This is a genomic window from Bacillus sp. PK6-013, from assembly GCF_054161445.1.
This window is the reverse complement of the sequence record NZ_CP096417.1, coordinates 1,062,825-1,078,352: the sequence shown is the minus strand read 5'-3', so window position 1 is coordinate 1,078,352 and position 15,528 is coordinate 1,062,825. Positions and strand designations below refer to the sequence as shown.

Genomic DNA, 15,528 nt, shown 5'->3' with positions numbered 1-15,528 from the left:
GCTGTTTCTCTCTTCCGTCTTTTAAGGAAAACGCGGGAACTGTCCGAAATCTGGACGGCGTTTTTCTTTAAACGCATCGCGGCCTTCTTTCGCTTCATCTGTTGTGTAATAAAGCAGTGTCGCATCTCCGGCAAACTGCTGGATGCCTGCAAGCCCGTCCGTGTCGGCATTAAAGGCCGCTTTAAGAAATCTGAGTGCTGTCGGGCTTTTCTCAAGCATTTCTTCACACCATTGAATCGTTTCTTCTTCAAGCTTTTCAAGCGGTACAACCGTATTGACAAGGCCCATTTCCTTAGCTTCCTGAGCGTTGTATTGACGGCACAGATACCAGATTTCACGCGCTTTTTTATGACCGACGATACGCGCCAGATAGCCTGATCCGTAGCCTGCATCAAAGCTGCCGACTTTCGGCCCTGTTTGTCCGAAAATTGCGTTGTCTGCAGCAATCGTCAAATCGCATACGATGTGGAGCACATGGCCGCCGCCGATCGCATAGCCTGACACCATCGCAACAACAGGCTTCGGAATGACGCGGATCAGCCGCTGAAGATCAAGAACGTTCAGACGTGGAATCTCGTCTTCGCCAACATAGCCGCCGTGTCCTCTTACCTTCTGGTCTCCTCCTGAACAAAACGCTTTATCGCCGGCCCCTGCAAGGATAATGACACCGATATTGGCATCATCCCGCGCATATGCAAACGCATCGATCAGTTCCGAAACCGTTTTTGGACGAAATGCGTTATGTACCTCAGGGCGATTGATCGTGATTTTGGCGATGCCGTTATATGTTTCATATAATACATCTTCGTATTGACGTTCGCTTTTCCATTCTACAGTCATAGATGTGTACCTCCTATTTTAAAATAAATTCACTTACTATTTTACCAAAAAAATCGGGCTCTTCCACATGAACCGCATGACCGGTATGTTCAACAATCTCGAGGCGGGCGGTTGGAATTCGCTTTGCCATGCTTTCATTGATCGCGATAAATTTCCGATCCAGGCTCCCCGCAATGAGAAGCACCGGATCATCGATTCCGCTCAATCTGTTCCACCAGGACGGCTGGGATCCGGTTCCCATTCCGATTAAGCTGCCTCGAAGCCCGACCGGATTGTTGTTCAGACGTTCTTCACGCACTTTTTTTCTTTTCGAAGGGTCCATTGACAGCTGAGATGCAAACAGCGGAATGCCTTCCCAATAATCTACGAAAGACTCGATTCCTTCTTCAAGTATCCGTCTGCTGAGCCGGCTGTCCTGCTCCCTGCGCATTTTTCTTTCTTCCGGCGAATCAAGCCCTGGAGAACTGCTTTCCAGCACAAGACCGGACACACGCTCCGGATGAATCATCGCCACTGATAAGGCAAGCCGGCCGCCCATTGAATAACCGATGAGGTAAGCCTGTTTCACATTTAACTGATCAAAAATCTCGATCAGATCGGCTGCCTGCTTCTCTGTTGTGTAGCGGCTGCTGTCTGCCGGCGAGTCTGTTCCGCCGTGTCCGAGCAGGTTCAGCTTGATCAGACGCAGCCCCTGAAAATAGCCGTCTATCCCGTCCCATGTTGCCGCACTTCCTGTAAAGCCATGCAAAAACACCGCCGTTTTTTCCGCAGACAGGCCATTGTCTTCTATTTTATAGGAAACGCCGTCTTTCAGTGTTAATTTCAAAACGGCCACTCTTTTCTTATTTCATACATTGCGGAATCAAGCATTCGGCGATGCTGCTCTACACGATCATCGCGCTTCGTTTTCACCTCAATGATATCCAAGCCGCGGCGGTTGACGGAGGACAAATACGCATCGGCAAAATGAGCGGATGACTCAGGGCATACATAGCGTCCCCCATACAGCTTGGCGGCATGCTCGAATTCGAGCCCCGTCGGCGTTCCGAACAAGAGCTCGAAGTACCTTTCTTCAGCAGATTGGGGAAGAAATGAGAAAATGCCGCCGCCGTCATTGTTGACGAGAACGACAGTCAGCGGAATGTCGAGCGTTTTGCTGACAAGAAGGCCGTTTAAATCGTGATAAAAAGACAGATCGCCAATGACAAGAGTTACCGGTTCTTTCGTTGCGGCATATATGCCCAGCGCAGTCGAGACAACGCCGTCAATCCCGTTTGCCCCTCTATTGGCGAAAATCCGAAATGATCGCTCCTGATTTTCAAAAAATGTATCCGCATCGCGGATCGGCATGCTGTTTCCGACAAACAGAGAACTGTTTTCCGGAATCAAATGCTGCAGGTTCCGGTAGATATTTCCTTCAAAGGTAAGATCCTCAGCTTCAAGATTTCTTAAAAGAGCTCGGAAGCGGCTGTTGGCAAACCGCCATTTCTCCAGCCAGCTGTCTGATCTTTTTTCTGAATGGACAGCGGAAGCCACAGCAGCCGCAATCTCTTCTTCCGCGCAATGCAGCATATGTGCACTGAGCTGAGTCGGATCGCGCCACCCTCCATCTGGGTCAACAACGATTTGCCTGATGCTCGGATTTTGCTTTAGCAGCTGAAAAAGCGGCTTTGAAACCGGCATCGCGCCGAAGCGGATGACTAGCTCAGGCATGAGCTCCCGTTTCAGCTGTTCTTCTTTCAATAATGAATCGTATCCATCGATGATGGTTTCTTTTGAATGGCTGCCGTTTCTCAAGTTTGAAAGCGGGTCAGCCAAAATCGGATACCCCGCTGCCTGAGAGAGAGATACAATATGTGCTTTGGCGTTATCATCTTGCAGCTCTCCGCAGACGATCATGCCTTTTTCCGTCTCTTTGATCAGAGCGCTCAGCGCTTCAAGCTGATGCCGGTCAGCACGAAAGCGGCCGCTTTCAACCGCCACATGACTGCCGTTTCTCAACCTTTGAAACGGGTCATCCTCAAGGTTCGGCATGAGCGGCTCTCTCAGCGGAAAGTTGATATGCACGGGTCCGCGCGGCGCTTTTTTGGCTTCTCCGGCTGCGCGTGCTGCCAAAGAACGGATGTACGCCAGCATTTCGGGATGACTGTCAGGCAAAGCCGAGTCTGTGAAAAACTTAACAAAGTTTCCGAATAAGAATTGCTGATCAATCGCCTGAGGTGCTCCTACTTCTCTCAGTTCATGCGGCCGATCAGCCGTTAAGATGATAAGCGGTATTCTTGAATAATGAGCTTCGATCACAGCCGGGTAGAAATTCGCCGCAGCTGTTCCGGATGTACAGATCAATGCGATAGGCTTCCGCATAGCTTTTGCCATGCCCATTGCAAAAAACGCAGCGGATCTTTCATCCACATGAATATGAACATTGATGTCCGGATGACTCGCGGCCAAAATCGCAAGGGGCGTCGATCTTGATCCCGGGCAGATGACCGCTTCTGTCACGCCTGCAAGAGAAAGCTCATCAATAAAATTCCCTATATATTTTGTAATTGGATTTTCAGTCAACGGATATCGCCTCCAAGTGCAGACAGCATCGGCTTCATCTTAATTTGCGTTTCTTCGTATTCCATATGAGGATCGGAATCAGCCACAACCCCGCAGCCGGCAAAAATTCTGGCCTCTTTTGAATCGATAAGTCCTGACCTGATCGCCACCGCAAATTCCCCATTGCCGGACATGTCGATCCAGCCCGCCGGTGCCGCATACCAGCCCCTTGACATCGGCTCCAACACTCTGATGACCTCAATCGCTTTTTGCTGAGGCGCTCCTCCAAGTGCAGGAGTTGGATGAAGCTTCTCGATTAAATCAAAAAGCGAGGACTCCGCATTCATTTTGCCGACAATCGGCGTATACAAATGCTGCACATTTTTTGTTTTGTACAGTCCCGGCTTAGCCGGCTTTTTGATATTGCTGCAATTTGACAATAGCGCATGATGAATCATATTGACGACAATGTCGTGTTCGATAAGGTTTTTTTCATCGTTTAACAGCTCAAGACCGAGCATCCGGTCCTCCTGCTCACTTTCGCCTCTCTTGATTGAACCGGCAAGGCAGGTCGACAGCACGTTGTCTCCGTCTTTTTTGACCAGTCGTTCAGGTGACGCGCCGACAAAACTTTTGCCGTTTTCTTCAATAGCGAATATATAGCTCGTTTTTTGTTCAGACATCAGATTGAATAATACTCTGTGAAGTTCGACTGGCTGGTCGAACGTTAAAAGGATCTCTCTGGCGAGCACAACTTTATCGTACTTCCCGTTTTTAATGTCGTCAGTCGCCCGCCGGACCGCTTCAAGCCATTCAGGAACATCAAGCTCCTCCTTGGCGGTAAATCGCGCATGACCGTTTTCGGGATAACGGGAAGCGTCCGCCTTGATCAGCTGTGAAGCAGCGCCCTTTATTTCTTCAAGTACTTTGCGCACATCCTCTTCAGGAGCCTTCCATCTATTGACCGTAATGAACGTTTCCTCTCCGTCCTGTGTCAGCATAGCGGTAGGAATAAAAAAAGCGCCTTCCTGGTAGCCGTTCCAATGCTGCTTGCGATCTTCCAGCGGATCAAATGAAAAACCGCCAAACAGCAATGGCCCCACCGCTGCCTGACTCGTGCATTGATCTTCGTGGAAGTGAAAGGTTTTCTCTTTTAAGCGCTCCCATTTTTCATGTACAGCCTGATAACGTCCGGCATCCTTCAGGTCTGTGGAAACCGAAATTTCCTTTCCCAATCCGACAAGCGTCAGTCCGCCGTCGGGATCAGACCAGAAGAACCGTTTCCCGGCAAATTGTTCTTCCCCATTTATGAAAAAGGAAAGAGCATCTATGCTCTCAATTTTTCTGGAATAACTTATTAAAACAGCATGGTTGACTTTTTTGACGATGTTTAATGCTTCAGGCGCTTCCCTTAGGAAAGTGCGCTGCACTGTTGTCACCATGATACATTCCTCCAAAATCCGTAAAATGCTTTTATAACCATACACCTGTGAACGGTATGTGTCAACAAAACGACACTTTATTAACAACTGCCCTTACCTATTATAAACGTAATCGGCCGATTGAAAAAGACAAGGTCATTTAATATTTTTGAATTGCTGGACGGCCGCTTTTTTTCTAACAATATCACCCATTATATTGACACCTTTTTTAACTTTTTCTAAACTTAGTATGGACGTGTACGTATTAAAACTAAAGGAGTCATACTATATGCAGCATCAATCACTTTCAGGGAGTGTTTCTGAAATAAAGCCGGAAAAATGGCGCGTATGGTGGATGTTAACAAGACCCCATACACTGACAGCAGCCTTTGTCCCTGTAACGCTCGGGACCGTAATGTCCCTTGAATCGGGAAAAATTGATATCTGGCTGTTTTTAGCTATGCTGGCCGCATCAATATTAATTCAAATCGGAACGAACTTATTCAATGAGTATTTTGATTTTGTACGAGGACTTGATAATGAAAACTCGGTCGGCATCGGCGGTGCTATCGTCCGCTATGGAATGAAGCCAAAGACGGTATTATACCTGGCATACGGACTGTTTGGAGCAGCCGTTTTACTCGGCCTGTACATCTGCGCTTCTTCAAGCTGGTGGCTTGCGTTGATCGGATTGATATGCATGGCCGTCGGCTATCTTTATACGGGCGGACCGTTTCCAATCTCCTATACGCCGTTCGGTGAAATTATGTCGGGCGTTTTTATGGGAATGGTCATCATTCTGATTTCATATTATATTCAGACTGGCGGGTTGACTTGGAACGTCTTTCTGATCTCCCTTCCGATTACGATTTTAGTCGGAGGCATCAATCTTTCCAATAATATCCGCGATATGGTCGGAGATAAAGAAAACGGAAGGAAGACGCTGCCGATTTTGGCTGGAAGAAAAAATGCCGTGCAGATTTTGAGCTGGGTTTTTGCTGTTTCCTATATATTGATCGGTATATACATCGGCTTTGAGATCGTTTCTCTGTGGAGCTGCATTGTTCTATTAAGCCTGCCGAAGCCGATTAAAGCCATCCAGGAGTTCAAGGAAAAAGAAAAACCGGCGGATCTGATGGTCGCCATGAAATCAACGGCGCAGACGAACACCTTTTTCGGCCTTTTGCTCGCCATTGCCCTGCTCATTCAGTATATTTTTTAAAAAAGGAGCCTTTATGGCTCTTTTTTTTTGCTTTTATTTACAAGAAAGTTCTGTTTGAATTCGTTCATACTAAAAACGCGAGCACTTTAAAGAAACGAGGCGATGCATGTGCTAACAAAAGAACAGTTGACAAAACTCGAAAATGAACTGAAAGCCGGGAAAGAACAGATCGTCAGCCGCTTTAAAGAAAATGGACATTTTGGCATCGATGTGACGCATCCGTTCAACTCGACGGGCGATCTTTCGGCTTATGACAACCATCCAGGAGATGAAGGTACAGAACTGTACGAACGCGAAAAAGATCTTGCTCTTTTTGAACATGAAAGAGAGCATTTGCACGATATCGAACATGCTCTGGCTTTGATCGAAAAAGGAACATACGGCCGCTGTGAGGTATGCGGAAAGGATATTCCGTATGAAAGGCTGTCCGTACTGCCAACCGCAACGACGTGCAGCGAACATTCGTCAACCGTCTCCGTTTCAAAAGACCGTCCGATTGAAGAAGAAGTGCTGAACCCCCCGTTCGGACATTTTGAAAAAGACGAAGACGACGAAAACGTCGCATACGATTCAGAAGACGCTTACCAGGACGTCGAACGCTACGGCAATTCTGAAACACCTCAGGATCTGGCCGTTCCGCCGCTTTCATACAGCCAGATGTACATGGAATATGAAGAGCCGCTCGGATATGTCGAAGATTACGAAAACTATGCCGCAACAGACATTACCGGAAAAGAAGTAACCGTCTACCCGACGAAAGAACACGAAAAATATGAAGACCTTCTTGATGAAGAAGGCATCATGACCTCTTTCGGTGATCTCCCGGCTTATGAAAAGGATCCTTATACTGAAGAAGACTAAGCCCCGCGGGTCAGGGGCTTAGCGTTTTTAAATTCGGCGGTGATACGGCTCAATTTCCCAAATGTCTTCCGCATACTCCCTGATCGTGCGGTCACTTGAAAAATATCCGGCATGCGCGATGTTTGTGACGGCTTTTTCGGCCCAAAGACGCTTATTCAAGTAGTCTTTTTGAATCCGTTCCTGCGCTTCAATATAAGAAGCAAAATCTTTTAAAACAAAGTATTCATCATTATAAGCGATCAGCGAGTCATAAATCGGCTCAAATTCGCCGGCTTCCCCTTCGAAAAAACCATTGATCAGCTGATCGGCCGTCTGTCTGATCCTTGCATCATGCTGATAGTATTCCCTTGACAGATAGCCGCCTTTTTCAGTGTAGTTCAGCACTTCATCCGCCTTTAAACCGAACGTGTAAATACACTCGTGCCCCACCCTCTCAAGCATTTCAATATTGGCGCCGTCATGCGTGCCGATCGTCAAAGCCCCATTGATCATGAACTTCATGTTTCCTGTACCGGAGGCTTCTTTGCTTGCCGCAGATATTTGCTCGCTGACATCTGACGCCGGAAAGATACGCTCGGCGGTTGATACCCGGTAATTTTCCAGAAAGATGACATTGATCGATTGTCTGACATCCGGATCATGATTGATTTTATCTGCGACTGAATGGATCAGTTTAATGACCTTTTTGGCATAATGATAAGTCGGCGATGCTTTTGCCCCGAAAATAAATGTTTGCGGATAAATGGCAAAGCCTTTGTCTTCCTTCAGCCTGTTGTACAAGTACATGATATGGAGCACATTTAAAAGCTGGCGCTTATAAGCGTGGAGACGCTTGACTTGAACATCGAAGATGCTGTCAGGATTAATGGCGAATCCGATGCTGCCTTTCACCATGTCTGCCAAAAGCTGCTTTCGTTCCCTTTTGATGCGCTGAAACGCTTCAAGAAACGCGGAATCGTGCGCAAACGGACGAAGATCCAAGAGGCTTTCCGGTTCTTTCAGCCACCTGTCTCCTATCGCTTCAGTTATCAAGTTCGCCAGCGGCGGATTTGCCTTTAACAGCCACCTTCTATGTGAGATGCCATTCGTTTTATTATTGAATTTAAAAGGGAATACAGAATAAAAGTCGTTCATTTCCCGCTCTTTTAATATGGTTGAATGAATGTTGGCTACGCCGTTAACACTGTAGCTGCCGACGATCGCCAGATGGGCCATTTTCACTTCGCCGTGGGCGATGACGGCTAGCTTTTCGATCCTTCCCCATTCACCCGGGTATTTTTCCCACAGCCAGCCGCAAAACCGCTCATTGATCTCCTCAATGATCATAAAAATTCTCGGCAGAAGCGGTTGAATTAAATCGATCCTCCATTCTTCCAGCGCTTCGGCAAGCGTCGTATGATTCGTATATGAAATCGTATGTACGGTAACATGCCACGCTTCATCCCACGTCATTTTTTCTTCATCAAGCAAAATTCTCATCAATTCCGGCACAGCCAGAGCGGGGTGGGTGTCATTGATATGGATCGCAACTTTTTGATGAAAATCATGGAGTGACGGGTGATTTTTCTTATAGCATTTCACAATGCTTTGCAGGCTTGCCGATACTAAAAAATATTGCTGTTTCAAACGGAGAATCTTGCCTTCGTCATGCGTGTCATCCGGATACAGGCATTCAGATACAGCTTCTGTCTCGCGCTTATACTTCAAAATATTCGGTTCATGATGGAGCGAGCAAGGCTCCGCATTCCACAGCCGGAGGGTATTGACCGTCTCGGTCTCATAGCCGATGATCGGAATGTCGTAAGGCACGGCTGTCATCACTTCCGCTTCTTCCTGCCAAAAGCGGAGGCGCCCTCCTTCCTGCGCCATCTTGACCCGCCCGCCGAAACGAACACAAACAGCCTGATCGGCGTTGCGGATTTCCCAGACGTACCCATGTTTGAGCCATTGTTCAGGCAGTTCGACTTGATGACCGTCAACGATTTTTTGTTCGAAAAAGCCATGCTTGTAGCGAATCCCCATCCCATGCCCGGGAAGGTCGAGCGAAGCCAGTGAATCCAAAAAGCACGCCGCGAGCCTGCCCAATCCGCCATTGCCAAGGCCTGCATCCATTTCGGCCTCTTCGATGTCTTCAAGACAAATGCCAAGCTCGGAAAGACCTTCTTGGACAACTTCACGGACGCCGAGGTTGAGCAGGTTTTGGCCGAGCAGTCTGCCCAGAAGAAATTCAATCGATAAATAATAGGTCTGTTTATTTTGGTTGGAGCGGCTCCTTTCATTGGTCCTGATCCAGTTTGCGCTGATATGTTCCCTGACCATGATGCCGAGCGTCTGATACTGGTCAAGCGTAGAAGAGTCCCGAAAGCTTTTTCCGCACAACCGTTCAAGACGCTTCAAAAAGCATTGTTTAAAGCTTTCTTTACACGAGAACATGGCGCTTCCCCCTTTATCTCCCGGCTGTATAACTGCTGATACTGACGGGCTGACAAAGCCCAGCTGACATCATGTGTCATGGCTTTTTGAACGATACTGCCCCATTCTTCTTTCCGGTGATATATAGACAGTGCTCTTTTAATCGTATACTTCATATCATGGGCGTTAAAATGGGCGAACGTAAAACCGTTGCCTTCACCGTTTGTTTCCTGGTAAGCGGTCACTGTATCGTGAAGCCCGCCTGTTTCCCTGACAACCGGAACCGCTCCGTATCTAAGGGCAATCAGCTGCCCAAGACCGCACGGCTCGAATTTTGAAGGCATCAGGAAAAGATCGCTGCCGGCATAAATCTTGCGGCTGAGCGGTTCATGAAAACCGATATACGCCTTGCACCGCTCCGGAAAAGCCTGCTCCATATAGCGAAAATAATTTTCATATTCCGCTTCTCCGGTTCCTAAAACGAGCAGCTGCATGTCTTCTTCTTGAAACAGTTCGTGCAATACCCGCTTGATCAAATCGATGCCTTTTTGCTTCGTCAGCCTTGTCACCATGCTGATGAGCGGAATGTCTTCATTCACCGGCAGACCGAATGTCTTCTGGATCACAGCTTTATTTTTCCGTTTTCCGTCACGGTTGACGGCATCGTAATGATAATCGATGTGAGGATCATTTAAAGGGTCGTACAGCTCATCATCAATCCCGTTTAAAATGCCGGTCAGCACATCCTTCTTGTCTGCCAGCACCCCTTCAAGCCGCTCGCCGTAGTATGGAGTCAAAATTTCATTGCTGTACGTCGGACTGACCGTTGTCACCTGATCAGCGGCAATAATGCCGCCTTTCATATAATTGATGTGTCCATAAAACTCGAGCTTTTCCGTTGTGAAGTGGGAAATGTCAAGGCCGAGCAAGTCATGGACCGCTTCCTTCGGAAAAATTCCCTGAAATTGAAGGTTATGAATGGTGAATACGCTTTTCATGCGCTGATAGAACGGTTTTTTTTGATATTCCTCTTTTAATAAATAATTGATCATCCCTGCGTGCCAATCATGGGTATGGATGACATCAGCATCAAAATTCAGCGCGTATAATGCTTCCAAAACGGCCCGCGAGAAAAAAGCAAACCGTTCTCCATCATCATAATGGCCGTAGAGGGAATCCCGGTTAAAATAATACTCATGATCTAGAAAATAATAAGAAATTCCGTCATGTTCAAGGTGTTCAATGCCGCAAAACTGCCTGCGCCACCCGACGCGAACTTCGCATTCAGCCGTTTTAACCATCCTTCTTCTGAAATCTTCCGCAATCAAGCTGTATTTCGGCATCATGACAGCCGTTTCTATTCCTAAAAGGGCGAGTTCTTTCGGGAGCGCACCGGCGACATCGGCGAGCCCGCCTGATTTAACAAACGGCACACATTCAGAGACAGCGAATAAGACTTTCAAGAGTTCATCAGCGCTCCTTGTACGGCTCCTTTTTTTATGATGAAAGGGAGGCTCATAGTGCCGGACATTTCGATATGATGGCCGACTTTGACATCCTTGTCGCAGATGACGTGCTCCAGTCGGCAGTTTTCTCCAATCCTTGTTTTTTGCATAATCACGCTGTTTTTAATGGTCGTTCCTTTTCCTACGTGAACTCCTCTGAACAAGACCGAATTTTCAACCTCGCCTTCGATGACGCAGCCGTTAGCGATAATCGATTGCTTTACCCTGCTGTTTTTAGCGTATTTTACTGGAGGATCGTTTTTTATTTTTGTGTAGACAGGCTGGCTCATATGAAAGACTTGCTCCCGAAACACAGGCTGGATGAGGTTCAAACTATGAAAAAGGTAGCTTTCAGGAGAGTCGATCACGGCGGTATACCCCGAATGCTCATAGCTGTTGACGGATAGCGAACCACGCTCTTTCCGGCAGACTTCCTCAAAAGATTGCGCTCCTCCGGCGCAATGCCCTTCAACCATCTCCCTCAACAGACTTTTTTTCGTGACATACAAACCTAAAGGTTTTCCTTCTTGACAAACTTCAGTCAGATCACACCCGGATTCAAGGTGCTGTTTGAGCACTTCTTGAAAAGGAATGTGACAGACCGTATAGCTGTTTGCCACAGCAGCATATGGCTGAGTGCTTCTTTGAAAATAATCGAGATGCTCGGCAAATTGCCGAAACGAACCAAGCCCGACATGCTCGTCATAGGGAATCGAAGACGGAAGAAAGAAAAGACCGTCCCTTCTCCTGTTTAAATCCCACTCTTTTCCCGATCCTAAATGATCCATCAAGGAACGGTACGGAGACTTGGAAAATACAGCGACACTCCGAATGCCTGCATGAACCATGCCTGACAACGCAAAATCGATCAGCCGGTACCTTCCTGCAAACGGAACGGCTCCGATCGAACGTCCGGCCGTTAAATCCTGAAGAGAGTGCTGGTTGACAGCTGCATCAATAATCCCCAGCATTTGTTTATTCATTGGCACCATCCGCCTCTCCGTGTTGTTTAAACAACCTTATGTTTTTTGACATATTCCTCTGTGATCAGCAGGACTTCGCCATCTTCCGCCTTCGCGTGAAAACCGTCCGGAATTCGTATTCCTGCCGATACAATAGCATTTTCGATCTCAACATGCTCTCCAATTGAAACGTCATGCATCACGACTGAACGTTTGATTGCGGAATGTCTGCCGATTGCAACGCGCTGAAAGATAACCGAACGGATGACAGCCCCATATACGGCGCACCCTTCGCTAATGAGCGATTCTTTGATGTCCGCCTGCTCGGCAACAAACTGCGGCGGTAGGTTCGGAGCGACGGAATAAATCCGCCAGTTCCGTTCGAACAGGTCAAGTGGAGGATGATCTCCAAGCAGATCCATATTAGCTTCCCATAAACTTCTGACCGTACCGACATCCTTCCAGTACCCTTTAAACGGATAAGCGTTCAGCTGCTTCTTTTCCTCGAGAAGAGCCGGTATGATATCTTTACCGAAATCGTGGCTTGAGCCGGATTTTTTTTCATCGCGTTCAAGCGCCTCTTCAAGCACGCTCCATTTGAAAACGTAGACACCCATCGATGCCAAGTTGCTCTTCGGGTATTTCGGCTTTTCCTCGAAGCTTGTAATCTCCATCTTGTCATTCGTATGAAGGATACCGAAACGGCCGGCTTCTGCCCAGCTCACTTCGATGACGGCAATGGTGGCGTCAGCCTGTTTCTCCACGTGGTATTCGAGCATTTTTCCGTAATCCATTTTGTAGATATGATCTCCTGATAGGATGAGTACATGTTCAGGCTGAAGCTCTTTTAAAAAATGGCGGTTTTCATAAATCGCGCTTGCCGTTCCTTTGTACCACTTCACTTCTGACGCTTCTGCATAAGGGGACAAAATGGAGACCCCGCCGTCATTGCGGTCAAGATCCCATGGCTCGCCGATGCCGATATATGAGTTTAATAAAAGCGGTTGGTATTGAGTCAGCACACCGACATGATGAATTCCCGAGTTGGCGCAGTTGCTGAGGGCAAAATCGATGATTCTGTACTTGCCGCCAAATGGAACGGCCGGTTTTGCGAGGTTTTTCGTTAAGGCATTCAGCCTGCTTCCCTTGCCGCCAGCCAAAAGCATAGCCACACATTGTTCTTTCATCCCTTTTTCGCTCCTCTCTTTTTGACTGCTCTGAAAACCGCAGCTCCCAGCGGAGGGACTGTCATGCTGATGCTGTATGGTTTGCCGTGCAGAACGCCTGCTTTTGCTTGAAGGCGTTTCGGGTTGATTTGGTGTGAACCTCCGTATTTTGCATCATCGCTGTTAAGCACTTCGATATATTCGGTTTGAAAAGGGACGCCGACCTGATATTCGTGATAAACGGAAGGCGTAAAATTGCAGACGATAATTAGCGCTTCACCGGGCTGTTTTCCATAGCGGATAAACGATACAATCGACTGTTCCGCATTGTTGACGTCAATCCACTCGAATCCTTGCTGCCGATGATCATTTTCATACAGAATACGGCTTTTTTTGTAGAGGTGAAGAGCCTCCTTTGTAAACATCCGGGCCTTGCGGTGCATGTCAAAATCGTCCAAGAACCAATCGAGCTCTTCTTCGTCTTTCCATTCATCAAATTGAGCAAACTCACCGCCCATAAAGAGAAGTTTTTTTCCCGGGTGTAGCGTAAAATAACTGATCAGCAGGCGGTACTGGGCGAATTTCTGCCAGTAATCGCCGGGCATCTTATGAAGCAGAGACTTTTTGCCGTATACCACTTCATCATGGGAGAACGGCAGGATGTAATTTTCTGAGTAGGCATACATTAAGGAGAATGAAACAAGATGATGCAGGTGTTTTCTTTGTTCTGGGGAAGCTTCCATATAGGTTAATACATCGTTCATCCAACCCATATTCCACTTATAATTAAACCCGAGACCGCCTGCATAGGTCGGATGCGTCACAAGCGGCCAGTCTGTGGAGTCCTCAGCAATCATTAAAAAGTGGGGATCTTTTGCAAAAACCTGTTCATTTAAAGTTTGAATAAATTCGACGGCAAAGCCGTTCGCTTCAGCCTGAGGACGGTTTGGCCAATACAGGAGGTTTGCAACTGCATCGACTCGAAATCCATCTATATGATACATCTCGATCCAATACAACGCATTCGAGATTAAAAAACTGCGAACTTCTCGTTTTCCGAGGTCAAAATTGGCGGTCCCCCATTCCCAATTTTCCCTGTCATGCTCATGTGAATATTCATACAGCGGCATACCGTCAAACAAATACAAGCCGTGGTCATCTTTGCAGAAATGGCCGGGAACCCAATCCATAATAACGCCGATCTCATGCTGATGGCACTGATCGATAAAATACATCAAGTCATGCGGTTCGCCATATCTGCTCGTCGGACTGTAGTACCCCGTTGTCTGATAGCCCCATGAACGGTCAAACGGGTGCTCTGTCAACGGCATCAGCTCGATATGTGTGAATCCGTGTTCTTTAACGTAAGGAATGACTGTTTCGCTCAGTTCCCGGTATGTGAAAAAACGCCCATCCGCTTTCTTTTTCCACGAACCGACATGAAGCTCGTAGATGGAAATCGGTTTTTCATATACGTTTTTTTGTTTCTTTTTCTTTTGCCACTTTCGGTCGCCCCATGGGTATCCGGCCAATTGATAAGTGATCGATGCCGTTTTCGGCCTGACTTCAGAAAAAAAAGCATAGGGATCGGCCTTCAATTTTGTTTCATTTGCGGCTGTGATCATTTCATATTTATACAGCTCCCCTTCTCCTATGCCGGGGATAAACAGTTCCCATATGCCTTCCTGATGACGCTTCTCCATTTGATGCCGGGCACCGGACCAGCCGTTAAACGTTCCGGCGATTCGAACTTCCTTCGCATGAGGGGCCCAAACACAGAAGCGAAAACCTTGGCGGCCGTCCTGTTCCATTTGATGAGCGCCGAAAAATCTGTAGCATTCATAAAGCCGACCTTCATGAAAGAGATGCGCTTTAATATCCGAGGCACTCACACCAGCCATTGATTTCATCCTTTCTGCCACTATATTTAAAGATTACTCTTTTATTCGCATAATATGGCTTGATCCCTTTTATGAAAGCGCTTCTTTTTATTGACAAAGTTCAACAATATCCTTTTTGAACATTGACTGAAGTCATACAGGCATAAAAAAACTCCGCATCATAATGATGCAGAGTTTAACATGATGACCCGTACGGGATTCGAACCCGTGTTACCGCCGTGAAAGGGCGGTGTCTTAACCACTTGACCAACGGGCCTTATTAAAAAAATGGCGGAGAAGGAGGGATTTGAACCCTCGCGCCGCTTACGCGACCTACACCCTTAGCAGGGGCGCCTCTTCAGCCACTTGAGTACTTCTCCATGGCTCCGCAGGCAGGATTCGAACCTGCGACCGATCGGTTAACAGCCGATAGCTCTACCACTGAGCTACTGCGGAATATCATGGTGGGCCTGAATGGACTCGAACCATCGACCTCACGCTTATCAGGCGTGCGCTCTAACCAGCTGAGCTACAGGCCCATGATATACAAATGGAGCGGGTGATGGGAATCGAACCCACGACATCAGCTTGGAAGGCTGAGGTTTTACCACTAAACTACACCCGCATTTCGCATGGGGCGGTTGATGGGAATCGAACCCACGAATGCCAGAGCCACAATCTGGTGCGTTAACCACTTCGCCACAACCGCCGCAAT

11 protein-coding genes and 6 tRNA genes are annotated in these 15,528 nt (G+C 47.5%); 2 read left to right on the top strand and 15 right to left on the bottom strand.

The window, feature by feature from the left end; all coding sequences use genetic code 11:
* Window positions 1-21: 21 nt before the first annotated feature.
* From menB to M1E03_RS05450, 4 genes are read right to left on the bottom strand one after another with little or no spacing between them, the layout of a single operon-like run.
* Window positions 22-840 carry a 1,4-dihydroxy-2-naphthoyl-CoA synthase gene (menB, locus tag M1E03_RS05465; protein ID WP_020452693.1) on the bottom strand — a complete coding sequence of 273 codons (819 nt, stop codon included), beginning with the start codon at window positions 838-840 and terminating at the stop codon, window positions 22-24.
* Between the two features lie 13 nt (window positions 841-853).
* Complete coding sequence (gene menH, locus M1E03_RS05460) at window positions 854-1,675, bottom strand: 2-succinyl-6-hydroxy-2,4-cyclohexadiene-1-carboxylate synthase (RefSeq protein WP_025810960.1); 822 nt, start codon at window positions 1,673-1,675, stop codon at window positions 854-856.
* Window positions 1,663-3,405: a 2-succinyl-5-enolpyruvyl-6-hydroxy-3-cyclohexene-1-carboxylic-acid synthase gene (gene menD, locus M1E03_RS05455; RefSeq protein ID WP_212791729.1), complete on the bottom strand. Its 1,743-nt coding sequence runs from the start codon at window positions 3,403-3,405 to the stop codon at window positions 1,663-1,665. The genes menH and menD overlap by 13 nt, the downstream gene beginning before the upstream one ends.
* The gene (locus tag M1E03_RS05450; protein ID WP_075212792.1) at window positions 3,402-4,826 is read right to left on the bottom strand and encodes an isochorismate synthase; all 1,425 of its coding nucleotides are present in this window, start codon (window positions 4,824-4,826) and stop codon (window positions 3,402-3,404) included. The genes menD and M1E03_RS05450 overlap by 4 nt, the downstream gene beginning before the upstream one ends.
* Before the next feature lie 268 nt (window positions 4,827-5,094).
* Here M1E03_RS05450 and M1E03_RS05445 point away from each other — a divergent pair, with 268 nt between their 5' ends.
* Window positions 5,095-6,027, top strand: a complete 933-nt coding sequence (locus tag M1E03_RS05445) for a 1,4-dihydroxy-2-naphthoate polyprenyltransferase (RefSeq protein WP_128823580.1) — start codon at window positions 5,095-5,097, stop codon at window positions 6,025-6,027.
* 108 nt (window positions 6,028-6,135) lie between these two features.
* The gene (locus M1E03_RS05440) at window positions 6,136-6,888 is read left to right on the top strand and encodes a TraR/DksA C4-type zinc finger protein (RefSeq protein ID WP_023855810.1); all 753 of its coding nucleotides are present in this window, start codon (window positions 6,136-6,138) and stop codon (window positions 6,886-6,888) included.
* A gap of 27 nt (window positions 6,889-6,915) precedes the next feature.
* Here M1E03_RS05440 and M1E03_RS05435 read toward each other — a convergent pair whose 3' ends face one another.
* From M1E03_RS05435 to M1E03_RS05385, 11 genes are all read right to left on the bottom strand, one after another.
* Window positions 6,916-9,321: a glycogen/starch/alpha-glucan phosphorylase gene (locus M1E03_RS05435; protein WP_128823582.1), complete on the bottom strand. Its 2,406-nt coding sequence runs from the start codon at window positions 9,319-9,321 to the stop codon at window positions 6,916-6,918.
* Window positions 9,282-10,763 (bottom strand): glycogen synthase GlgA, encoded by a 1,482-nt coding sequence (gene glgA / locus M1E03_RS05430; protein WP_020452700.1) that lies wholly within the window; start codon window positions 10,761-10,763, stop codon window positions 9,282-9,284. Before glgA ends, M1E03_RS05435 begins: the two co-directional genes overlap by 40 nt.
* Window positions 10,760-11,788, bottom strand: coding sequence for a GlgC family sugar phosphate nucleotidyltransferase (locus M1E03_RS05425; protein ID WP_128823586.1), 1,029 nt, complete (start codon window positions 11,786-11,788; stop codon window positions 10,760-10,762). Before M1E03_RS05425 ends, glgA begins: the two co-directional genes overlap by 4 nt.
* Before the next feature lie 26 nt (window positions 11,789-11,814).
* Window positions 11,815-12,954 carry a glucose-1-phosphate adenylyltransferase gene (locus M1E03_RS05420; RefSeq protein WP_039072936.1) on the bottom strand — a complete coding sequence of 380 codons (1,140 nt, stop codon included), beginning with the start codon at window positions 12,952-12,954 and terminating at the stop codon, window positions 11,815-11,817.
* On the bottom strand, window positions 12,951-14,834 hold the full coding sequence (glgB, locus tag M1E03_RS05415; protein ID WP_128823588.1) for a 1,4-alpha-glucan branching enzyme: 1,884 nt from the start codon (window positions 14,832-14,834) through the stop codon (window positions 12,951-12,953). Before glgB ends, M1E03_RS05420 begins: the two co-directional genes overlap by 4 nt.
* Before the next feature lie 184 nt (window positions 14,835-15,018).
* A tRNA-Glu gene (locus M1E03_RS05410) sits at window positions 15,019-15,090 on the bottom strand.
* A gap of 12 nt (window positions 15,091-15,102) precedes the next feature.
* Window positions 15,103-15,193, bottom strand: a tRNA-Ser gene (locus M1E03_RS05405).
* 1 nt (window position 15,194) lies between these two features.
* Window positions 15,195-15,269: transfer RNA gene (locus M1E03_RS05400), tRNA-Asn, on the bottom strand.
* A gap of 6 nt (window positions 15,270-15,275) precedes the next feature.
* Window positions 15,276-15,352: transfer RNA gene (locus M1E03_RS05395), tRNA-Ile, on the bottom strand.
* Window positions 15,353-15,364: 12 nt separating this feature from the next.
* Window positions 15,365-15,438 (bottom strand) — tRNA-Gly (locus tag M1E03_RS05390).
* Between the two features lie 8 nt (window positions 15,439-15,446).
* A tRNA-His gene (locus M1E03_RS05385) sits at window positions 15,447-15,522 on the bottom strand.
* Between the last annotated feature and the right edge of the window lie 6 nt (window positions 15,523-15,528).

Coding starts and splice junctions, on each gene's coding strand:
- menB (WP_020452693.1), bottom strand. CDS start 840: ATGACTGTAGAATGGAAAAGCGAACGTCAATACGAAGATGTATTATAT.
- M1E03_RS05450 (WP_075212792.1), bottom strand. CDS start 4,826: ATGGTGACAACAGTGCAGCGCACTTTCCTAAGGGAAGCGCCTGAAGCA.
- M1E03_RS05445 (WP_128823580.1), top strand. CDS start 5,095: ATGCAGCATCAATCACTTTCAGGGAGTGTTTCTGAAATAAAGCCGGAA.
- M1E03_RS05435 (WP_128823582.1), bottom strand. CDS start 9,321: ATGTTCTCGTGTAAAGAAAGCTTTAAACAATGCTTTTTGAAGCGTCTT.
- M1E03_RS05425 (WP_128823586.1), bottom strand. CDS start 11,788: ATGAATAAACAAATGCTGGGGATTATTGATGCAGCTGTCAACCAGCAC.
- M1E03_RS05420 (WP_039072936.1), bottom strand. CDS start 12,954: ATGAAAGAACAATGTGTGGCTATGCTTTTGGCTGGCGGCAAGGGAAGC.
- glgB (WP_128823588.1), bottom strand. CDS start 14,834: ATGGCTGGTGTGAGTGCCTCGGATATTAAAGCGCATCTCTTTCATGAA.